Raw genomic sequence first — 23,506 nt, 5'->3', positions numbered from 1 at the left:
GATATGAAAATACGAATCAAAGAAAATTCTGTGCGGTTTCGATTAACACCCACTGAGGTGAAAAGGTTTTGTACTGAAGGCTCCATTGAGGAATCTACCCGATTTAGTTCAACCACCTTTAATTATGGGGTAAAGCAGAAAAATATTGAGAATTTACAGGTAGATTTCAACGGTAATACCATTACACTTTACGTGCCCGAAAGTTTTGCTAAAGAATGGTATGAAAATGACGTGGTGGGTATTGACCATCGTGAATCACTTGATGATGGGGGTACATTCTTTCTTTTATTGGAGAAAGACTTCGCTTGTTTGGATAACACCCATGAAGACCAGACGGATAAATATCCGAATCCCAAGGCAGGGCAATGCTGATGTGACTTTCCTTAATTTATCGTTAGATGCGAATTAGGAAAAAGTACATTTTTAGTGAAAGGCCCGATTTGATAATAGTGTTAGATTCAGGCATATGTATTGATATTGACTTTAAACAATCAGCATGGTATTAAACCGATTTCGCCCTCTCTTTTTTCTGTTCTTATGTATTCCCGCCATCGTTCTAGGCCAAGTTCGTAGTGTTTTGACCCTTAAAAAAAATTGGAAATTCCACAATGGCCAGGATAGTATGGCTTATAAGATGGCTTTCGACGATTCTAAATGGCAATCGGTGACCATTCCCCATGATTGGGCTATTTATGGTCCTTTTGATAAGGAAATAGATAAGCAGGTGGTTGCAATTGAACAGAATAATGAGACTGTGGCCACTGAGAAAACCGGGAGAACCGGAGCTTTGCCTTATGTTGGCCAAGGTTGGTATCGAAACAAGTTCAGGATTCCCCAGTATAAAAAAGGGCAAAAGGTAATCTTGCTTTTTGAAGGGGCCATGAGTGAACCTAAAGTTTACGTAAACGGCAACAAGGTAGGTGAGTGGGGCTATGGATACAGTTATTTCCATTTTGATATTACAGAGAAGGTTTTGGCCGATAAGTTAAATACGATTGCGGTACAACTTACGAATGTTGAATCTTCATCGCGCTGGTATCCAGGAGCTGGACTATACAGGAATGTTCGCGTAATCGTCAAGAATAATGAGAGTATCGATCTATGGGGTACGTATATAACCACACCGTTTATTTCCCCCGAAATGGCAAAAGTGAACATTAAGACAAAAGCATCCGGCGATGGTGTTCATTTGGTAACCCGGATAATCGATGCGGCAGGTGATACCCTTTCCACCGATATAACCCACTTAAAATTCGGTAATGAATTCGATCAGAACATTGCAGTGCCTGATCCAAAATTATGGAGTCCCGAGTCACCTTATCTCTATACGGCAGTTTCTCAATTGTTTGTTGGTGACGAATTGAAAGATGAAGTAACCACTCGTTTTGGAATACGTGATATTAAATATAATTCAAAAACCGGTTTTAGCTTAAACGGTAAAACCAGGAAGTTCAAAGGAGTTTGTCTGCACCACGATCTAGGGCCTCTTGGTGCCGCTGTTAACCGTTCAGCGTTAAAAAGACAATTGCGGATATTAAAAGATATGGGTTGTGATGCCATTCGAAGTTCACATAATATGCCGTCGTTGGAACAACTGGAGTTGTGTGATGAGATGGGTTTTATGTTCTTGGCTGAAAGCTTTGATGAATGGGCAAAACCTAAGGTTGAAAACGGATATAATCGTTTTTTCGAAGAATATGCTGAGAAAGATATTGTCAATTTGGTTCGGGCAACCCGTAATCACCCAAGTATCGTAATGTGGAGTACCGGGAATGAAGTACCCGACCAATATGGCCTAATTGGGGTAAAAAGGGCAAAATGGATACAGGACATTTTTCATCGTGAGGATCCAACGCGACCGGTTACGGTGGGTATGGATCAAGTACAGAATTCGATGGAATCCGGCTTTGGTGCCATTCTCGATATCCCAGGACTTAATTATCGTTTGCCGTTATACGAGGAAGCCTATGAAAAATTTCCCCAAGGGTTCATTTTGGGGTCAGAGACAGCTTCAACGGTAAGTTCACGTGGAATTTACAAATTTCCCGTGGTCGAGGCTAAAATGAAACAATACAAGGACTATCAAAGTTCTTCCTATGATTTGGAAACCTGTAGTTGGTCGAATATACCGGATGACGATTTTGTTTGGCAAGATGATAAGTCTTGGGTCATTGGTGAGTTCGTATGGACAGGTTTTGATTATTTGGGAGAGCCTACACCATATGACGAAAAGTGGCCATCGCGCAGTTCATATTTTGGCATCAATGATTTGGCAGGGCTACCAAAAGACCGTTATTATTTGTATCGTAGTCGATGGAATACCGAGGAGGAAACATTACATATACTGCCCCATTGGAACTGGGAAGGGCGTGAAGGGGAAAACACACCGGTTTTCGTTTATACTAGTTATGACAGCGCAGAGTTGTTCATAAATGGGAAAAGTATGGGTGTTCGGAAAAAGCATTCTGGAACAGCGAAGAATAGATATCGCCTTATGTGGATGGATGTTCAATACGAACCCGGCTCTTTAAAAGTCGTTGCTTTTGACGGCCAGGGTAAAGTAGCGGCGGAGAAAGAGATGGTCACTGCAGGTAAGCCTTATAGAATAATACTTGACCCCGACAGGACCGAATTGAATGCCGATGGCGAAGATTTGGCATTCGTTACCGTTTCTGTAGTAGATAAACATGGGATTTTATGCCCGACTGCTACAAACCAATTAAAGTTTAAGGTCAAGGGCGAAGGTAAGTATAGGGCTGCGTGCAACGGTGATCCTACATCCTTAGAGATGTTCCATCATCCGACCATGAAATTGTTTAGTGGAAAACTGGTCGTTTTGGTAACAACTACCGAAAAGGCCGGTTCAATTGAATTATCCGTAACAGGTAAAGGATTGAAAAGTGCTAAAATCGGTTTGTCTTCTAAAAAGCCTTTGTAATCCAAGGCCCTAACATATAGAAAGGTGTTAAACTAAAAAGAGTCCGATCAATAAAGACCGGACTCTTTTACGAGAACACTATATGAAAATGAAAAATTTTATTTCGTTTTTATTACATGGTAAATGTACCCTAAGCAACACATCATTGAAAACAAATGATGTGTACCTAGTGAAAGTTGTGGTGTATACCTGCTATTTTGTGTTTTAAGTGTAAAATTAGGTTCTAATGTGGTGTTAAAATATACCAAAACGAACCGTTTACTTATAAAACTGATAGATTCGATTGTGTTAGAACGCGGATAGTCCTGTGATATCGGCCCCTGTAATCAAAAGGTGAATGTCATGGGTGCCTTCGTATGTGATAACACTCTCAAGGTTCATCATATGCCGCATAATACTGTAGTCACCCGTTATCCCCATCGCCCCCAATACTTGTCTTGCTTCCCTGGCTATATGTAAGGCCATGTCCACATTGTTACGTTTGGCCATGGAAATTTGCGCTGAAGTTGCGCAGTCTTCATTTTTCAATTGTCCCAAGCGAAAAGTCAATAATTGAGCTTTTGTGATCTCAGTGATCATTTCGGCCAATTTTTTCTGTTGTAATTGTTTGGCGGCTATAGGTTTACCAAATTGAATACGTTCCTTGGCGTAACGCAAGGCGGTATCGTAACAATCCATCGCAGCTCCGATTGCACCCCATGCAATGCCATAACGGGCAGAATCCAAACATCCTAAAGGTGCACCAAGACCATTTTTGCCCGGTAAAAGATTTTCTTTGGGCACTTTTACATTGTCAAAAATGAGTTCTCCGGTTGCCGATGCCCTCAAAGACCACTTGCCATGGGTTTCAGGGGTGGAAAAACCTTCCATACCACGCTCAACGATCAAACCGTGTATACGGCCTTCTTCATTTTTGGCCCATACTACGGCAATGTCGGCGAAAGGGGAGTTAGATATCCATAATTTCGCCCCATTTAAAAGGAAATGATCGCCCATATCCTTGAATTTGGTTTCCATTCCCCCTGGATTGGATCCATGGTTGGGTTCAGTAAGTCCAAAACAGCCCATAAATTCGCCAGAGGCCAATTTTGGTAAGTACTTTTTACGTTGTTCTTCCGTCCCATATTTGAAAATAGGATACATCACCAATGAAGATTGTACAGAGGCCGTAGAGCGCACGCCACTATCCCCACGTTCTATTTCCTGCATAATGAGTCCGTAACTGATCTGATCCAAACCAGCCCCACCATATTCCTCAGGAATATAAGGGCCAAAAGCCCCGATTTCTGCCAAACCACCTAAGATTTGCTTGGGAAACTCTGCTTTTTGGGCATATTCTTCAATAATCGGGGTAATATCACGCTTTACCCATTGGCGGGCTGCGTCGCGAACCAACAGATGTTCTTCAGAGAAAAGTTCATCTAAATTATAGTAATCGGGAGCTTCAAATAGGTCAGGTTTCATAGCGCTTGTTTTTCTCAAATATAGATAAAGAAATATAACATATCAAAAGCATATTGTTACATATTTAAATAAAAATCTTTTGTCAGGGCAATATAATCATCAGTATACTGGTGTCTTTCCTTCTCAATTACCAGTTCATTGATTTCAATTTTTTGTTCAGAAAATGAAAACTGTAAAAGGCTCCTTTTTACATCGGTTGTTGAATTTCCTTTAACACGGGTGATTCGTGAAGGGTAAAGTCCGTTTTGCCTGGTCAAGTTTAAAAATTGGCTTTCTTCTTTAAAAGGGATAATCGTAGAAAATGAACCGTCTTTTGTTAATAATTTGGTAACACCCTCTACTAATTCATTAAAGGGTAGGGATGTATTCTGTCTTGCTGAATCCCTAGCATAATCCCCGCTGGTAACTTCTTCTTTATAGAAAGGAGGATTCGATACAATCAGGTTGTATAGTTCAGATTCATCAGGTTTTTCTTCTGTGTATTCATCAACAAATTCATCAAAACCGGCATGAAAACAAAACAACCGGTCTCCCCAAGGCGAATTTTCGAAATTCTCCGTGCATTGTTCAAAAGCGTCTCCATCTAATTCTATGGCTTCAATGTTCTCCGCGAAACTACGTTGTGCCAGCATCAATGCTATTATCCCTGTGCCAGCGCCAATATCCAAAATGTTATAAGTGTTGTTATTTATTGCTGTCCAAGCCCCTAATAGTACACCGTCAGTGCCTATTTTCATGGCACAACGATCTTGTTTTATTGTGAATTGTTTGAATTTAAAAGGCTTCATGATTTCATTGTGTTAGGTGATTCTATAAGACCTGTTTAGAGGTTTGGGTTTACCGTGATTTTAGTCAAGCCTTCCAGGTTGCCGTGTCTCGCTACCTTCCAATTCCAATAATGAGTCTCCCAATCTTGACCGCATATCATTGGCAAGTAATTTTATTTCGGTTACGATGTTAGGGTGCTGATCGGCAATATTTTGGGTCTCACTCTCATCGTTCTCCACATTGTACAACTCAATTTCTTCCAAGTCGACCATTCGGTATTCGCCGGGTTGACCATCTTTTCCGGGGTCCTGTCCTTCCATGGTTCTATAGCGATGGGGAAAGTACATTTTCCATTTGCCATAACGTACCCCGAAAAGTTCATTGACCCGATAATAAAAGAAATAGGCTTTTTGAGGACTTTTAGTTGTTTGTCCTGAAATAACCTGCCAGACATCCTTGCCATCAATGGTCAATTCTGGAAGTTTGGATTGTGTAAGTGAGGCTAGGGTAGGTAACATGTCGATGGCCATCACGGGAACGTCAACAACCTTTCCTGCCGGCAGTTTATCCGGATATTTAATTATGAAAGGTTCGCGCTGACCGCCTTCCCAGGCAGTTCCTTTGCCTTCACGGTGCGGCAATGCACTGCCCGCATGATTACCATAAGATAGCCAAGGACCATTGTCAGAGGTGAAAATTACGATAGTGTTATCTTCCAGTCCATTCTTTTTTAAAGCATCCATTATTTGCCCCACTGACCAATCAATTTCCATAATCACATCACCATATAAACCCCTTTTTGATTTCCCTTTGAATTTGTCCGATACGAACAAAGGTACATGGGGTTGCGGATGGGGTACATATAAAAAGAATGGATTTTCTTTGTTTCTGTTAATGAAATCAACGCTGCGCTCAGTAATTTGGGTAGTTAATTGTGACTGCTCGGTCAAGGTATCAATGACCGTTTCATTTTCATAAAGGGGAAGGTCCGGAAAATTGAAAATAGGACCTTGTTGGGGATGGTAAGGCCACATATCGTTGGAATACGGAATACCGAAATATTCATCAAAACCATGGCGATTTGGCATAAATTCTGGATAATGGCCTAAATGCCACTTTCCGAAAATTGCAGTTTTATACCCTTTGGTCTTTAGCATTTCCGCAATGGTGGTTTCTTCACTATTTATGCCATGGGTATTGTCTGGTCCCAAAGCATTGTGTATTCCTATTCGGTTGGGATAGCACCCTGTCAATAAACCGGCCCGTGATGCCGAGCATACGGCTTGGGCGGCATAGTAATTCGTTAATTTTACACCTTCTGAGGCCATTTGGTCCAAATGGGGTGTTTCTATATTCGGAGACCCGAATACGCCCACATCTTGGTAGCCTTGGTCGTCTGTGAGAATCAAAACAATATTTGGTGGAGTGTTGGGCCCGGATTTTTTTGTTGCCTTATTTTGGCACGAGCAAAAGCATAAAAACAGTAGAGGGAGTAGTATTCTGTACATAAGGGTTTTGGTTCGATTATACCCTAAAGATAACACTAATAAAAGCCAAACCTGATTTTTGAATTTAGTTTTAGGGTTGAATATTGACTTACCCTAAATAGAGGTCTACCAAACCTTCCGGAGTACTTACATGAATGGTCTTGTTTTCCCGATCTACTTGGGTAATGATTTCGTCATTGATGGGGATCAACAATTCCTTTCCCTCCTTATCTACTTCAAAAAGGGCCTGGGAAGTGTTGTCATTAACGCTTTTGATAATTCCGATATCTCCATGCACACTATCTATAAGTGTAAAACCGATTACTTCATGAAAATAGAATTTATCCCCGCTAAGTTTGGGAAGAAAAGAAAGGGGAAGGTAAAGTTCGGAACCCATGATACGGTCCGCATCACTTTCGGTTTTTACCTCTTCAAAATCTATACGCAGAAGACTGCTCTTGTGCAGGCGGCATTTGTCAATAAAAAATGGAACCAGATTGTTTCCTAATGAAACAAAAACTGATTCCATGTTTTCGTAAATCTCAGGCTCATCGGTATCGAGTTTAACGAGTACCTCACCTTTGAAACTATATTTTGAAACGATCTTACCTAAGTAGAAACAAGAAGACTTGTCCATCGTTTCGGGTTATTTTACTTTTCTTCTTTAGGAGCTTCTCCTTTTGCTTCTTCTACAGCAGCATCAAGGGCGGAAACTTCTTCAACTGGTGCTTCGTCAACTACAGGTGCTTCCTCAACTATTTCTTCTGGTTCAGGTAAAGCGGCAGCGGCTGCTTCAGCAGCACGTTTTTCGTTGATTTCTTTTTCAGCAGCCAATGCTTTAGATTTAGCATCTGCTTTTTCTTTATCCAATCCACTTACTTTAGATGCAACGGCCTGTTCTTTTTCAGCGATCCAAGCATTGAATTTTTCTTCAGCTTGCTCTTCTGTCAAGGCTCCTTTACGAACACCACCTAATAAATGGTGCTTTAAAAGAACACCTTTATAAGAAAGTATTGCTCTGGCGGTATCAGTGGGTTGTGCCCCATTGTTCAACCACTCTACGGAATTGTCTATTTTTAATTCAATGGTTGCTGGGTTGGTGTTGGGATTGTAGATTCCTAGTTTTTCCAAGAATTTACCATCTCTCTTTGCACGGGAATCAGCGGCTACGATCCAATAGAAAGGTTTTCCTTTTTTTCCGTGTCTTTGTAATCTAATCTTTACTGGCATATCACATTAATTTTGTAGGGTGCCCGACCCTCGGTTATTAATTCTTTTTTATTTGTCCCTTAAAATGGGCTGCAAATATACTTCAATTCTTGAAATGCACAATAGGTTTTGTTGTTATTTGTATTGAATTGGGGTGAGGTTAATAACTCATGATAACTAGATATTTGCCTAAAGCCCCTTTTTGTATATTTTTATAAGCTATTTTCTTGTTACTAAAACACACTGAATGTACCTTATTTTTGATACTGAGACTACTGGTTTGCCCAAGCGATGGGATGCACCCATTACCGACACTGATAACTGGCCACGCTGTATTCAGATTGCTTGGCAATTGCATGATGCCATGGGTAATTTGGTCGAAAGTCAGGATTATTTGGTGAAACCCGACGGATTCAACATACCCTATGATGCAGAGCAGATCCATGGTATTTCTACCGAGCTTGCCGCCCAAAAAGGGATTCCGTTGGCCGAGGTTTTGGAAAAGTTCAATGTTGCCATGTCCAAAACAAAATTCATTGTGGGGCAGAATGTAGGGTTCGATGTGAATATCATGGGGGCTGAGTATCACCGACTGGATGTTGCGAACCCCTTACAAGAACTACCGGTTTTGGATACCTGTACCGAGGAGACGGCATTACTATGCAAGATACCGGGAGGTCGTGGGGGAAAATTCAAGTTGCCTACACTGACAGAACTCCATGAGTATCTTTTTAACCAGCCATTTGCAGAGGCGCATAATGCCACTGCCGATGTGGAGGCAACTACACGGTGTTTCTTGGAATTGGTGCGCCAAGGGCATTATACCCAAGAGCAACTCGATGTGCAACCCGATTATTTTCGACAATTCTCCGAAGCCAACCCTAAGGAGATAGAGCTTATTGGGCTAAAACACATCAATCTAAAGAAGGCTTCCAAGAAAATTGCCGATGCCCTTTGGAAAAAAGATACTGGTGGTGCAACACATGAAGAAATTCAGGAAAACCTTGCATCATTGGAGTCGGCGGAGTTCGTACACCTTCACAACCATACCCAGTTCTCCATATTGCAATCAACAATCAGTGTGCCCGATTTGATCCAGGCGACAGCGAAGAACAATATGCCCGCCGTTGCCATGACCGATCATGCGAATATGATGGGTGCCTTTCATTTTGTGAACGGGGTCATTAACCACAATAAGGGGGTCGTTTCAAGAAATAAGGAGCTGAAAAGAAGGTTTGAGGCGACCCAAAACGACACTTTGGAAGAAGGGGAAGAGCCTTTGAATGAGTTGCCGAAATTGGAAAAAGAAATAACCCCTATTGTAGGATGCGAGTTCCAGGTCTGTGAAAATCACGCTGATAAAACCCAAAAAGATAACGGGTATCAAATCGTGATGCTGGCCAAGAACAAAAATGGCTACCATAATTTGGCTAAAATGTCTTCCATCGCATTTGTAGACGGGAAATACTATGTTCCGAGGATTGATAAAAAAATTGTTGAACAGTACAAGGAAGACATCATTGTACTTACCGGTAACTTGTATGGCGAGGTGCCGAGCAAGGTGCTGAATGTTGGTGAGAAACAGGCAGAAGAAGCTTTGTTATGGTGGAAAGGGACATTCGGCGATGATCTTTACATTGAGCTGATGCGCCATGGTCAAGAAGATGAAAACCGTGTTAATCAGGTATTGATCCAATTTGCCAAAAAACACGACATTAAATTAATAGCGTCGAACAATACCTATTACGCCAAAAAAGAAAATGCCAATGCGCATGATATTCTTTTGTGTGTAAAAGATGGTGAAAAGCAAGCAACACCTATAGGTCGTGGGCGTGGATATAGATACGGACTACCCAATCAGGAGTATTACTTTAAGTCCTCCGAAGAGATGAAAGAGCTCTTTAAGGATATTCCTGAAGCTATTATTAATATACAGGAAGTAATAGATAAGATTGAAACCTATACCCTGGCCCGGGACGTATTGTTACCTGCTTTTGATATTCCCGAGGAATTTCAGTTCGAAGAGGATAAAGTGGATGGAGGTAAACGCGGGGAAAATAAATTCTTGCGACATATAACGTATGAGGGTGCTAAAAAACGATATGGTGAAATTACACCTGAAATCGCGGAACGCATAGATTTTGAGTTGGAGGTCATTGAGAAAACCGGATATCCCGGCTATTTCTTGATTGTTGAGGATTTTATTCGTGCGGCCCGTAAAATGGATGTATCAGTAGGTCCGGGCCGTGGATCGGCAGCAGGTTCGGTAGTTGCCTATTGTTTATGGATCACGAATTTGGATCCTATTAAGTACGATCTGCTTTTTGAGCGTTTCTTGAATCCGGATCGTGTGTCAATGCCCGATATCGATATCGATTTTGATGATGAAGGTCGTGGGCGTGTCATGGATTATGTGATCGATAAATATGGCGCCAATCAGGTGGCGCAGATCATCACCTATGGTACTATGGCGGCAAAATCATCTATTCGGGATACCGCCCGTGCCTTGGACTTACCTTTGGGAGATGCCGATCGTATGGCTAAGTTGATTCCCAACATGTCCAAACTCAAAAAGATCATTGGGGTCGATGAAGCTGTTTTAAAGAAAAAATTCAACAGTGAAGAACTGCTCAAGATCAATGAGTTGTTGAACATATCGGAAGGTCAGGGCTTGGAGTCGGAAACCTTGAACCAAGCATTTGTATTGGAAGGCTCGGTTCGTAATACGGGAATCCATGCCTGTGGGGTGATCATTACCCCTGATGATATAACCAAGTTCGTACCCGTGGCTTTGGCCAAGGATTCTGACATGTATTGCACGCAGTTCGACAACTCGGTCGTTGAAAGTGCCGGACTGTTGAAGATGGATTTCTTGGGATTGAAGACCTTGACCCTTATTAAGGATACGGTTAAGATCGTAAAAGCCAAACATGGTATTGAGCTAGATCCGGAGAACTTTCCTTTGGATGATGAAAAAACCTACGAACTTTTCCAACGGGGTGAAACGGTAGGGGTGTTCCAGTATGAATCCCCTGGTATGCAAAAACACATGCGGTCGTTAAAGCCTACCGTATTTGCCGACCTTATTGCCATGAACGCTTTGTACCGTCCAGGTCCGATGGAATACATACCTAGTTTCATTGCCCGTAAACACGGTACCGAAGAAATTATCTATGACCTTGATGCCTGTGAGGAATATTTGGCCGAAACGTATGGTATTACGGTTTATCAAGAGCAGGTGATGCTACTTTCCCAGAAACTGGCGGACTTTACCAAAGGTGAGGCCGATGTTTTGAGGAAAGCGATGGGGAAAAAGCAGAAGCATGTGCTTGATAAGATGAAGCCTAAGTTCATTAAGCAAGCTGCGGCCAAAGGGCACCCTGAAGATGTTCTCGAAAAAATCTGGAAAGACTGGGAAGCCTTTGCTTCCTATGCATTCAACAAGAGTCACTCTACGTGTTATGCATGGATTGCCTACCAGACAGCTTATTGTAAGGCACATTACCCTGCTGAATACATGGCGGCGGTACTTTCTAACAACATGAACGACATTAAGCAGGTTACCTTCTTTATGGAAGAGTGTAAGCGAATGGGCTTGGATGTTTTAGGTCCTGATGTGAATGAATCTTACTATAAATTCGCCGTGAACAAAGAGGGGGCCGTTCGTTTTGGAATGGGTGCTATCAAGGGCGTCGGTAGGGGAGCTGTTGAAACCATAGTGGAAAACAGGAAAGAAGAAGGGCCTTACAAATCGGTTTTCGATATGGCCAAGCGAATAGACTTAAGGGCCTCGAATAAAAAGGCTTTCGAGAGTTTGGCCGTTGCCGGTGGATTCGATTCTTTCGGTACCACCCATAGGGCACAATATTTTCATCATGACGGTGATGGGGTTACCTTTCTGGAAAAGGTAATCAAGTATGGTTCAAAATTTCAGGAAAACCAGAACTCTTCACAAGTAAGTCTGTTCGGTGAAGCCAGTGAGGTGCAGATTCCCGAACCTGAGGTTCCGCCATGTGAAGAATGGGGGACCATGGAAAAACTCCGTAGGGAAAAAGAAGTGGTGGGAATCTATATTTCCGGTCATCTTTTAGATGATTTCAAGACCGAGATCAATGCATTCTGTAATGCCAGTGTGGCCAATGTCCAGAATTTAGAGGAAATCGTAAACCGTGAAATCTCAATAGCAGGGGTAGTGTCCGATGTACAGCACCGTGTATCGAAGAACGGGAAAGGATGGGCCATGTTCACCATTGAAGATTATACCGATTCTTTTGAGTTTAGGATTTTCGGGGAAGAGTACCTCAAGTTCAGGCATTTTCTTATGATCAATTCCTTTGTATATATCAAAATATTCATTCGTGAAGGATGGGTCAATAGGGATACGGGGAAAAAAGGCGATCCGAGGATGCAGTTCAATAATTTCATGTTGCTTCAAGATGTAATGGAAACCTTTGCCAAGAAACTGACCATTAAATTGAACATAGACGAGTTACGGGAGGAAAGTATAGAGGATCTAAAGAATACCTTGGTCGCACATAAAGGAAACCATCCATTGAATTTTGTCGTATATGAAATGGAGGAGGAAATAAAGGTGAACCTATCCAGCAGAAAACAAAAAGTACAGATAACCAGTGACTTGTTACATCGGTTGGAAGCCCAAGAAGTACATTATAAGTTAAATTAACGATAAATTCCTTCGATACGGCAATAGGTAAAATGTATATTACGTTAGTAAGGTTAAGGCAAAATAATTGACTAAATTTGCATAATAATTAAACATACAGACATGGCATTAGAAATAACAGATGCTACTTTTGATGAAGTAGTCTTAAAAAGTGATAAACCAGTAGTAGTGGATTTTTGGGCAGCTTGGTGTGGTCCTTGTAGAATGGTAGGTCCTATCATCGATGAGGTAAGTACCGAATATGAAGGAAAAGCCGTTATCGGCAAAGTGGATGTTGATGCTAATCAAGAGTTCGCAGCAAAATATGGGGTACGTAATATCCCGACCGTATTAGTGTTCAAAGATGGTGAGATCGTAAATAGACAAGTAGGTGTTTCACCTAAGAAAGTCTATACCGATGCTATTGATGCACTATTGTAAAAAGAAAATTTCTTGTATTTAAAGGACCCTGACGACATCGTCAGGGTCTTTTTGTTTTATATTAGAGGTACAAAAATCAAGTATGGATCTAAGATCGGAGTTAGACAAGGCAAGCTTATTCCAGAATTTGGAACTTTTGGCGCAACAAGTCGTTGAGGGGTTTATCAGTGGTATACATAAGAGTCCGTTTCACGGTTTCTCGGCCGAGTTTGCCGAACATAAGATCTATAACAAAGGGGAAAGTACAAAGCATATAGATTGGAAGCTGTTCGCCAAGACCGATAAGTTGTATACCAAGCGATATGAAGAAGAGACCAATCTACGGTGCCATATGATCTTGGATAACTCCGCCTCAATGTATTATCCAGAAATCGCGAACCCGACCATTGATAATCTGAACAAAATAGGGTTCGGGGTATTGGCCATTGCAGCGATCATGAATATACTTAAAAGGCAGCGTGATGCAGTTGGGCTCAGTGTTTTCTCAGATAGCTATAGTTTTTATTCCACGGAAAAGGGAAGCGAGCGCCACCATCAAATGCTCCTATCCAAATTAAGTGAGATCAGTTTGGATACCAAACCGGCAAAACAAACCGATATTTATACCTATTTGCATTTAATCGCCGAAAAGATAAAACGTAGGAGCCTTATTTTTTTATTTACCGATATGTTCCAGACCACTACGGATGATGAACGTATATTCGATGCGCTAAGGCATTTAAAGTACAATAAGCACGAGGTGGTTTTATTTCATCTGTTGGATGCGGATAAGGAATTGCATTTCGATTTCAGTAATGCCCCCAAGCGTTTTTTGGATGTAGAGACCGGGGAACATATAGATTTGTTTTCCGACACAGTGAAAGAAGGGTACGAAAAAGCCATAAAAACCTATTTCGATAGCTTAAAATTAAAATGTGCCCAATATAAGATAAAGTATGTTGAGGTCGATGTACGGGGCGATTTCTCAAAGGTCTTGAACACTTTTATGGGAGAACGGCAGAAATTCCTTTAATGTTGCAAAATATTTTTTAAAAAAATGTTTGTGCAATTGAATAAGCAATGTATATTTGCACTCGCTAAACGCCACGGTCTGGTAGTTCAGTTGGTTAGAATACCTGCCTGTCACGCAGGGGGTCGCGGGTTCGAGTCCCGTCCAGACCGCAAAGCTCTCAAGAAATTGGGGGCTTTTTTTATTTTGGACAAAAGAAGAAATATTACGAATGGTTCATAGATAGGGACAGTAAATCGCACTACGAAGTCTGTGACTTCGTAGTGTAGATTGTTTATGCTTTCTTTTTCCAATTTACTAACAACGTCTGGGTTGGTCCCATTTATTTATCCTCCCGGGGCGTATTTCACATCGGTATTCATCGAATTTTATGTTTCGTGCATACAGCATGGTCAAAGTGGGAAAATGGTATCAAAAATCACATATAGAGGGAGTAATACAATGGGGTGTTCATGTTCAAAAAAAGATTCTTTTTATTAAGGGAGAACTAGGTTGGTTTTCTAACCTATGAAAAATAAACGATCACCATTTAAATTGGGTAAACGGCCATTGAAACAGTGGTAGTGGTCATTCATACAAAGAGGGTGAAGTATGCTTTATTTTCTAAGTACCTTTAAATAGAATATCTTATACCAGATCTTGCTTCAATCAATAGTAACTTTGAATACAATGGCTACTTAAAAATGTATGCGTTTTAATACTAAGATTTGTATAGTACTCTTTATGCTTTCCCTCTGTGGTATAGGAGCCCAGAATAAGCCAAGGGTTTGGGATACCCGTGATGGACTTTCCAATAATTGGATTTCTGATATTTCACAGGATGATAAAGGCTACATCTGGTTGGCAACCCAATATGGTCTTAACCGTTTTGACGGCTATACCTTTGAAAGTATAACCCACAACCCTGAAGATAGCAATAGTCCCGTTGCCAATTGGGTGAAACGGATTGCCAAAAAATCTAAAAATGAACTATGGTTAGGGGTTGACTATGGGGGTCTTGATTCATACGATATAGCAAAAAATGAATTCGAACATCTGGCAATTGTTTATCAAAACGATACGATTACATCGATCAATAAACTGCTTACCGACCAAAATGGGAGTTTGTATGTAGCGACTGATGGTGGACTTTTCAAAAAAACAAGCGACACGAATGGTTTTGAAAGGGTATTTGGCGGAAAGGTCATCGACCTTTTAAAAAATACCGATGGGGATATTTTCTTTCTTTCTTCCTCGGGCATATTTGCTTTTAATGCCCAAAGGGGCAGTTTTAAAAAGGTTATCGATAATTCCAAAGAACGGATAAATAATATTTTTATCGATTCAGGGAATCGGATTTTCGGTCTGGAAAATGAGATACTCTCAATCTACGGTAATTCTAATGGTACCTACACGATTTCCAGAAAACTTGAACTTAATGCCTTGGTTTCATTGCGTTTTGCCGATAACCCGATCATTGAGGATTCGGAAAACAGAATTTGGATCGGTGGTGAAAAGGGTATTTCCATTGTGGATAAAAATAGAAATGCTATTGAATTCCACTCCTACGTTAACTTGTTTGAAAAAGATTTAGAAGGCGTTCAGGCCCTTAGTTTTTTTGAGGATATACATAAAAATATGTGGATTGGGACTAACAAGGGGTTGGCGCTGATCTCCACTTTTTCAAATCGGTTCCAATCAAAAAATATACCCCCTATTGGCACTGATTTGCATGATATCAGGGAATTTAACCAAGTGAACGGCACCTTATTGATAGCCGCCAATGAAGGTCTATTTCGCGTCAATGAAGAAAAACAGGTGCAAAGCATCCTTACTAAAAAAATCTATGGCATGCACTTATCCGATTCGGGTCATATTTATGCCATCGGGAATGGTTTTTATGAGATAGACACCACTTCTTTCAAGGTGAAAGTATTATCGTCTTCCTATTTTAAGGGAGGTTGGTCCATAGCGGAGGACGCCATCGGTGATTTATGGATGGTCACTGCAGGAAACCTGATTTGTTATCGAAAAGAGTCAGGGGTGTTCCAAACCTTTGACATCACGAAGATGCCAGCATTGCACGATGTACCGCGAATTGATCTATTGATCGATACCCAAGGCCGGCTTTGGCTGTGTACCTTGTCCTCTGGGGTGTACGTTTTGGAAAATCCGGAAGAACTAAAATCGGGGGGGGAGCCCCAATTCCGTAATATCAATTACATATCGGGAGATAAAAAAAGTCTTTCGCATCGCTTGGCCACATCGCTATTGGAAGCTTCCGATGGAACTATTTGGGTCGGTACCGATGCAGGCTTGAATGCCGTAGATCCTTTGACTTTTGAAGTCAAGAGATATCTTAAGAAAGACGGACTCAAAGATGAAAAAATTATGGCGCTGGCCGAAGATGATTTTGGAAATATCTGGGGCAGTACTGTGGGCAATGGTATCTTTCAATTGGATAATAACACGGGCGCCTTTAATTTTTTTGGACAAGAGGATGGCTTGAATAGCAGTAATTTCCTATTGTCTTCTGCCTATAAGAATGCCGAGGGGCTGCTTTTTTTTGGGACTGATGCCGGAATGGAGGTAGTCAACCCCAAACTTTTTAAGGATTTCGTTAAGCCAAAAATCGATTTTTTCTTCACCCATGCCCAATTGGTTCCACAGGCAAGTGAAGAAACGGTACGAAAAATAAATCCACAACAAGATGAAATTATTCTGGATTATGAACACAACTCATTCATTATCAATTATACAACCCTTAATTACCATTTGGCGGAAAAAACAAAGTACCAATATAGGGTCGAAAACCTTAGCGATGCATGGCAAAATAACGGTAGTGAACGTTGGGTGACCTTTAATAGTCTGCCCCCGGGAGGCTACGAACTCGAAGTTGTTGCCATGAATCCCGATCTCGATTTCATTACCGATAGACTTTGTTTGAAAATAACCATTACCCCACCTTGGTGGCAAACAAAGCTGGCCTATAGTTGTTATTTCTTGTTACTGTTATCCCTATTCTTTGGTGTACATAAATATATACTCCGTAGAAATCTCGATATCGCTGAAAAAAGAAGGCTTCAAGAACTTGATGTTTTTAAGACGACTTTTTTCAACAATGTGGCCCATGAGTTTAAAACACCCTTGGCCGTTATTTCAGGTATGGCCAATACCCTTCGGAAAAAAGGAAATAAAGAGATCGACCATTCGGCAAAAACCATAATCAGGAATAGTGATGAGCTGAATGATCTTGTGAACCAGATACTGGATCTTTCCAAACTCGATGTTGGTGCATTGAACCTTACCCTCGCCCATGGCGATATCATTGTTTATCTAAAATATATATTGGGTTCATTTGGTTCTTTGGCCGCTGCAAAAGAAATACGCCTGCATTTTCTAAGCAGCGTAGAAACACTTTATATGGATTTCGATGCCCAAAAAATAAAATATATCTTCTCCAATCTTCTTTCGAATGCCATTAAAAATACACCTGTAAAGGGGGATATTTACCTACAGATATCACATCGTGATTTGCAGGCCGAATTTGTTGTTAAGGATAATGGTATCGGTATTTCAAAAGAAGATTTAAAATTGGTTTTTGAACGCTACCATCAGGTTAAGGGGCACATGGGGGGCACGGGTATCGGTCTGTCCTTCACAAAGGAATTGGTACATCTGATGAACGGTACGATCAGCGCTAAAAGTACGGTTGGACAGGGGTCTAGCTTTAAAGTGATTCTCCCCATAGTACATAAAGCTACGGAACAGATCCTATTTGATAAGGAATACCAAACTATTCATCTGGATAGAAGGGAGCTTCGACCGAACAGTAATGAAATGGCCATCACACTTCCTATCGTTCAGATTATTGAGGACAATTTGGATATCTGTTCTTATCTGGAATCTATTTTAAAACATGAGTACCACCTGAATTTCGACCACAATGGCGATAGTGGGGTGAAAAACGTTTTTGAAACTGTGCCGGACTTGGTTTTAACTGATTTGATGATGCCTGGTAAAGATGGATTTGAGGTATGTAATGAAATAAAATCCAATCCAATTACCGACCATATTCCCATAATCATGCTTACCGCAAAATCGGATTCCGAATCGAAACTGGAAGGATTGAAGCTTGGTGCCGATGCGTATTTGGAAAAGCCCTTTGATGAAAAGGAGCTTACCATCCGCATAGCCAAATTGCTGGAACAGAGGGAAACTTTGCGTAAAAAATATCGAAATCCTGACTTTTGGAAACAGAATGATGCCAAGGTCACCCAGGAAACCGATGCGTTCATTATCAAAGCTCGGGCAATCATCGAGGATAATATCGGTGATAGCAGGTTTGGAATTCTTGAACTTTGTAGGGCTTTAGGTGTTAGTCGAAGCAACCTTCACCGCAAGTTAAAAGCCCTAACTGATTTGTCTACTAGCGCATTCATACAGATGGTTAAACTTCAAAAAGCGCGGCAACTATTGAAAATCACCGAAAAGAATGTCTCGGAAGTAGCTTATGAGGTCGGATATGACGATCCCGCCTACTTTTCACGTTTGTTTTCGAAGACGTTCGGGTATCCGCCTAGTGAAACACGTAAAAATCAGTAAAACAGCCTGTTATATTGATTTGTTTTAGGCCAAATGCAACAATACTCCAAGAATTAAAAGATCGCCGAAGGGAATAGTCCAAACATCGGCAACAATTCTACCCACCCGTTTTTTGTAATCCCAATAGTTTTGTCAACGACCGTGACAGATAGGTATTTCCCCGACCTTATCTGACCGGTTAATTGGAGTCAAATCCAACCCATACCCAGTAGGTGCCCCTTACACCTTTAATTTAAAACCAATTGGTTATGCAAGATTACAATACCTTAAGTACCCTAGAGGAAATTAGGGCTATTAGTTTTTTTTCAACCTCATTAAGCACTAAGGAATCCATTGACGAGATCCTTTGGGGCATTACCAAAAATGTGATTCACCGTTTAGGGTTTGTCGACTGTGTTATATATACTTATGACCCTAGCAAATTTGAATTGGTACAACATGCCGCTTATGGCACTAAAAACCCAAGCGATGAGCGCATTTATAATCAAATAAGACTGGACCTGGGCGAGGGTATCGTTGGTAGTGTCGCCATCTCAAAATGTGCGGAAATAATTAACGACACTTCCAAAGACCCTAGGTACATTGTGGATGACGAGCCCCGCCTCTCAGAAATATGTGTCCCCATTCTAATCAATAGCAATCTTTTTGGTATTATCGACTCCGAACATCCCGAGGCAGGCTTTTTTACGGAGAAACACTTGTGTTTATTGAATATTATAGCGGCCCTATGCGCGCAACGAATCAAAGAACTACATACGAAGTCAAAAATACAGTTCAGTACAGCCCATAAGTATTTTAAGAAATTGGAAGAGTTGATGCGTTTTAAAAAACTATATCGAAACCCATGCCTGAGCCTTTCATCGGTTGCGGACGTTTTGGGTATTTCGGCCTGTTACCTATCAAGTATGATAAATAGCCTTTTAAATAAAAGTTTTATCGATTTTATCAATGAATATAGAATCGCCGATGTAAAGCGAAACTTAAGCTCCAATGCTTTTGACCACTACACCGTTGTTTCCGTAGGTCTAGAAGCAGGGTTCAATTCCAAATCGGCCTTTTATTCCGCTTTTAAAAAACATACGGGCCTCACCCCGGTGCAATACAAGAACAGTTTATACACGATGTCTTAATTGCTTTAAGGCTAAAAAAGGCTACTGGTCCTGTTTTTTGTCCTGATTCTTTAAAATCAAAATATCTAGGACTTCCACACTTCACATAACAATTAGGTTTGCACTAATAATATTTCTAAAAAAATACAATTATGAAAACTTTTAAATTTACAAATCAATTACTTGGCTTACTGTTTATCGCAAGTCTGTTTGTCGCCTGTTCCAAGGATGATGGTGAAGATGGGGCTATAGGACCCCAAGGGCCACAAGGGGAACAGGGCATTCAAGGTGAAGCCGGTGCAGACGGGGAAGATGGTGCACAAGGGGAGCAAGGGGAAACAGGTACCGCAAATGTTATTTATTCGGAATGGTTAGACTCTCCACTAGCAGAAAATATTGCACTCGAATCAACCAATGCAGACATTGCAGCACCCAGTTTAAGCCAAGAAATAGTTGATCAAGGAGTTGTGCTTCTTTATGGAAGAATTGAAACTAACGGCAATGTATATTCTTTGCCCTATATTGGCAATCAAGGCGTTTCCTACTATTACTATCATAACCTTGAAGTTATCAATATAAGATTGACAACTATAGATGGATCGGATATTGGGAGTCCTCTTTTTTCTTCCTACAGATATATACTTATTCCTGGTGGTGTTCAAGCTAGTAATGGAATTGGGGGTATTACCGGAAAATCCTCAACGGACTATTCAAAAATGAGCTACGAAGAAATAACGGCACTGTTTAATATTCCTGAATAGTTGCATTACATCTAAGAGGCCGTCTAGAAAGTTAAGACAAGTGGTCATTACGAACGAAGTGAAGTGATCCATTACGTGATGACCATCAACTTGGAGATTGCTTCCTACCAAGCAAAGATAGCCATTAAGGACTTTTTAGACAGCCTCTTTTTTACATTATCAACCCTATATATCAAGTATGAAAACAATTAAATACATCGTTTGTCTGACTTTATGTGGCTTACTGGTATTGGCATGCTCCAAAGACGGGGACCCAGGGCCAATAGGACCACAAGGAGAACAGGGTGAACCTGGAACTGACGGGGTAGATGGAACCGACGGGGTAGACGGTCAAAATGGAGAACAGGGTCCCCAAGGTGAACAAGGGGAAACCGGTACCGCTAATGTGATTTATTCTGATTGGTTTTCTTCTCTATTTCCTGATGATATCACATCTACGAATTATACTTTTAGCGTAAATGCTCCTGATCTAACCGATGAAATTGTTGAAAATGGTGTGGTTATCGGGTATGGTCGTTACACCTCGCCCACGTCAGCCGATATTCGTGTAGTTGAACAATTACCCTTTAGTTTTTTTGAAAGAAATCAATTTTACAGCCTTAGCTTTTCAACTCCTCCGGCTACAAATTCTGAGAGAGCTTTTATTAGTCTACGGTCTATGGACGGCAGTCCTATTGGCGAACCTTTTTTTGAAGAGTATAGATATGTCATTATCCCAGGGGGTATTCCAGCGAGTGGAAAATCGTCTATGGATTATAGCACCATGAGCTATAAAGAAATCTGTACCCATTTTAATATTCCACAATAACACAATCCATGGTTCCTAATTGTTACAAACAAATTAAAACAATGCTATGAAAACATCAACCATAACAGCACTCTTTTTATATACTTGCTTATTGACCTGCTTCCCATTAATTGCACAGCAAATGCCCAATACGATCAAGGTAACCTCTAGGATAATTTATATAGACCCCGATCCCACATACAAAGCAACCATTTCCTTAAGCAATCCCTCAAATTATGATTATGACTCCGTGAGTCTTACCGAATTAAAGGAGCGTTTTAAGAAAAGAGTTGAGGAAAGTGGACTTTCATGGAGCAGTATAAAGGAACACCCCTTTACTTTTGGTTATGAAACCATGAGGTATAACAAAGAGGGAATCCTGTATCTATACGAAACAAAATCTGTAGAAGAGATGAAACAGTTCCTTACCATTAAACTGCCTATTCTTCAAGTTTTAGATATGAGTTCGGCCATTGTAATCGATGATAAAGAAGTGGAAGAAATTACTCAAATGGCGCTTGACAAATCTTTTAAACAAGCTACGTTACTGGCAAAAAATGCAAAAAAGAAATTAGGTGACATTGTTGCAATAAAAGAGAATGGGGCACTTTTTAATAAGCCTTATAAGGTGAGCCTATATTACGACAGACCACCGGGCGAATTTTATTATGACATGGAAGTGACCTATGAAATCCAATAAAGGAAATCATATGAAAAAGAAGTCAAAACATATCGTTATCATACTGCTGGCGGCCATATTGCTAGTGGCATGCTCTAAGGACAAGGATAGTCCGGCCCCTGAGGTACCGGTCAAAACCCTTACACCCATGCCCACTATTGTTTCTTTGGTATACAGTTATGGCCGAACGGTAGTGTATACCATGGATTATAATGATTCCCTTCAATTAACAACAATAGATATATCATATAAGACGGATGATGGGGAAAATGCTTTGGAAACGGAAATACACTATAATGAAACAGGCTTGATCTCAACAATAAATGTAGGGGATGTAAGTAACGATTTAAATTTTGCAACCACTTTTGACTACGACCCAAATAATGATATTTCTGATATAGAGTTCATGATAAATGGAGATGTGCAACCCACCATGTATGAATTTGACTCCGACAACCATATTTATAAACTTGACGGGGATTTAGGTAACTTTCCAATGGGTTGGGGGTTTGACTCCGATAACCAACTAACGGAAATGGTTATCAGTGACAATTATTTCCAATTGACCTCTTCAGGAAACGAAAAAGGCGTTTTCCAAAATCTAGACCCACAACCGGCATTGACCATATGGTATGGATTGCTTTTCTATTTGTCCCCCTATGAGCTTTATTTTTTCCACCAAAAAGACCTGGACCGTTTTGAGACCATCGACTTCTATTACGATTATGGGGAGAAGGTACGTGATGGCGACGGAAACCTGATCGCATTCAAAATGATTGCCGACGACCCTCTGGCCGGTACCATTAGCTACACCATTAGCTACAAGGAATATTGAGCAAAGACCCCTTTTAAACAGTAAATACAAACGTTATTACATAACTCAAATGAAAACGATAAAAACCCACCACATACTAAAAGTCAATTATGCTTTTTTTATCCTTATAGCTTCGCTACAATCTTGTAACAAGGATGATGCCCCCGTTGTTGAGGCGCCCGTACTTAGTGTTACACCAAATCTCACTGCCAGTTATTTCCAACATGGTGAAAGCCCTATACCAGAAGTACAATGGAATGGTGACCGAGGCAAGTTTGGATTGGAAAATACGATCCAAGGACTTTCAATTGATTCAGAAACCGGACAATTATCGTGGGACCCTTCATTGCCCATTGGCGTACATACCGTAATACTATTTGCATACAACGAGGCTGGTAAAGATTTGGCATCGCTCACCATCAATAACCCATTTCAAGGAACCTTTAAGGGGACCTATCTACCAAGTACTACTTTTAGCAATATAGTTAATAGAACAATGGAAATAAATTTTAATATTGATGGTACCCTAAGCGGCTATACCCAATCAGAATTGGACGATGGCACCCTATTGGGACCTAATTATTTTAGTGGCAATTATGTGCTTTTGGAAACTAAAATGGAGGGCACGTTCGAATACGAGGATGGTGAATCTACCTACCCCTTTGACGCGGACCTGGATCAACAAGGAAAACTCACAGGACAATATCCTGCCGAATTCCTAACTGTTGCATTTGAACTTAATGTTCTCATACAACAATAGATTATGCCACGGCATCGACCATTGTTCACCAAG

At 40.8% G+C, this 23,506-nt stretch carries 17 protein-coding genes and 1 tRNA gene; 13 read left to right on the top strand and 5 right to left on the bottom strand.

From position 1 onward, the window contains the following. Window positions 1-3 precede the first annotated feature (3 nt). Window positions 4-372 carry a DUF7009 family protein gene (locus GJ691_RS05450; RefSeq protein ID WP_154364577.1) on the top strand — a complete coding sequence of 123 codons (369 nt, stop codon included), beginning with the start codon at window positions 4-6 and terminating at the stop codon, window positions 370-372. A gap of 124 nt (window positions 373-496) precedes the next feature. Next, window positions 497-2,938: a glycoside hydrolase family 2 TIM barrel-domain containing protein gene (locus GJ691_RS05445; protein WP_154364575.1), complete on the top strand. Its 2,442-nt coding sequence runs from the start codon at window positions 497-499 to the stop codon at window positions 2,936-2,938. 288 nt (window positions 2,939-3,226) lie between these two features. On the opposite strand, the gene GJ691_RS05440 is transcribed toward GJ691_RS05445, so the two are convergent. The 5 genes from GJ691_RS05440 to GJ691_RS05420 all read right to left on the bottom strand — a co-directional run bounded on the left by GJ691_RS05440 (window position 3,227) and on the right by GJ691_RS05420 (window position 7,887). After that, window positions 3,227-4,402, bottom strand: a complete 1,176-nt coding sequence (locus GJ691_RS05440) for an acyl-CoA dehydrogenase family protein (protein WP_154364572.1) — start codon at window positions 4,400-4,402, stop codon at window positions 3,227-3,229. 56 nt (window positions 4,403-4,458) lie between these two features. Continuing rightward, on the bottom strand, window positions 4,459-5,193 hold the full coding sequence (locus tag GJ691_RS05435) for a tRNA1(Val) (adenine(37)-N6)-methyltransferase (RefSeq protein WP_282055621.1): 735 nt from the start codon (window positions 5,191-5,193) through the stop codon (window positions 4,459-4,461). A gap of 57 nt (window positions 5,194-5,250) precedes the next feature. After that, window positions 5,251-6,579, bottom strand: a complete 1,329-nt coding sequence (locus GJ691_RS05430; RefSeq protein WP_246200121.1) for a sulfatase family protein — start codon at window positions 6,577-6,579, stop codon at window positions 5,251-5,253. A gap of 187 nt (window positions 6,580-6,766) precedes the next feature. Continuing rightward, the gene (gene rimM / locus GJ691_RS05425; RefSeq protein ID WP_154364566.1) at window positions 6,767-7,294 is read right to left on the bottom strand and encodes a ribosome maturation factor RimM; all 528 of its coding nucleotides are present in this window, start codon (window positions 7,292-7,294) and stop codon (window positions 6,767-6,769) included. A 14-nt stretch (window positions 7,295-7,308) separates the two neighbouring features. Then, complete coding sequence (locus GJ691_RS05420; protein ID WP_154364564.1) at window positions 7,309-7,887, bottom strand: 30S ribosomal protein S16; 579 nt, start codon at window positions 7,885-7,887, stop codon at window positions 7,309-7,311. Window positions 7,888-8,113: 226 nt separating this feature from the next. Between GJ691_RS05420 and dnaE the strand changes: the two genes are divergently transcribed. The 11 genes from dnaE (at window position 8,114) to GJ691_RS05365 (ending at window position 23,473) form a co-directional block, all read left to right on the top strand. Then, window positions 8,114-12,550, top strand: a complete 4,437-nt coding sequence (dnaE, locus tag GJ691_RS05415; RefSeq protein ID WP_154364562.1) for a DNA polymerase III subunit alpha — start codon at window positions 8,114-8,116, stop codon at window positions 12,548-12,550. Window positions 12,551-12,652: 102 nt separating this feature from the next. Beyond that, window positions 12,653-12,970 (top strand): thioredoxin, encoded by a 318-nt coding sequence (trxA, locus tag GJ691_RS05410; RefSeq protein ID WP_109651383.1) that lies wholly within the window; start codon window positions 12,653-12,655, stop codon window positions 12,968-12,970. Window positions 12,971-13,052: 82 nt separating this feature from the next. Next, on the top strand, window positions 13,053-13,982 hold the full coding sequence (locus GJ691_RS05405) for a DUF58 domain-containing protein (protein ID WP_154364560.1): 930 nt from the start codon (window positions 13,053-13,055) through the stop codon (window positions 13,980-13,982). 75 nt (window positions 13,983-14,057) lie between these two features. After that, window positions 14,058-14,131 (top strand) — tRNA-Asp (locus tag GJ691_RS05400). A gap of 535 nt (window positions 14,132-14,666) precedes the next feature. Continuing rightward, window positions 14,667-18,563: a hybrid sensor histidine kinase/response regulator transcription factor gene (locus tag GJ691_RS05395; RefSeq protein WP_154364557.1), complete on the top strand. Its 3,897-nt coding sequence runs from the start codon at window positions 14,667-14,669 to the stop codon at window positions 18,561-18,563. Window positions 18,564-18,811: 248 nt separating this feature from the next. Beyond that, window positions 18,812-19,693: a helix-turn-helix domain-containing protein gene (locus GJ691_RS05390; protein WP_154364556.1), complete on the top strand. Its 882-nt coding sequence runs from the start codon at window positions 18,812-18,814 to the stop codon at window positions 19,691-19,693. Window positions 19,694-19,824: 131 nt separating this feature from the next. Continuing rightward, the gene (locus GJ691_RS19475; RefSeq protein ID WP_179955032.1) at window positions 19,825-20,433 is read left to right on the top strand and encodes a collagen-like protein; all 609 of its coding nucleotides are present in this window, start codon (window positions 19,825-19,827) and stop codon (window positions 20,431-20,433) included. 178 nt (window positions 20,434-20,611) lie between these two features. After that, window positions 20,612-21,241: a collagen-like protein gene (locus GJ691_RS05380; RefSeq protein ID WP_154364554.1), complete on the top strand. Its 630-nt coding sequence runs from the start codon at window positions 20,612-20,614 to the stop codon at window positions 21,239-21,241. A 46-nt stretch (window positions 21,242-21,287) separates the two neighbouring features. Then, the gene (locus tag GJ691_RS05375; RefSeq protein WP_154364552.1) at window positions 21,288-21,920 is read left to right on the top strand and encodes a hypothetical protein; all 633 of its coding nucleotides are present in this window, start codon (window positions 21,288-21,290) and stop codon (window positions 21,918-21,920) included. Between the two features lie 10 nt (window positions 21,921-21,930). Beyond that, window positions 21,931-22,734 carry a hypothetical protein gene (locus GJ691_RS05370; protein WP_154364549.1) on the top strand — a complete coding sequence of 268 codons (804 nt, stop codon included), beginning with the start codon at window positions 21,931-21,933 and terminating at the stop codon, window positions 22,732-22,734. Window positions 22,735-22,783: 49 nt separating this feature from the next. Further along, window positions 22,784-23,473, top strand: a complete 690-nt coding sequence (locus GJ691_RS05365) for a hypothetical protein (protein WP_154364547.1) — start codon at window positions 22,784-22,786, stop codon at window positions 23,471-23,473. The last annotated feature ends 33 nt before the right edge of the window (window positions 23,474-23,506 follow it).

It is taken from the genome of Maribacter luteus, assembly GCF_009674825.1.
Lineage (GTDB): Bacteria > Bacteroidota > Bacteroidia > Flavobacteriales > Flavobacteriaceae > Maribacter_A > Maribacter_A luteus.
The sequence above is the reverse complement of the archived record's forward strand: the minus strand, read 5'-3'. Positions and strand labels throughout refer to the sequence as shown.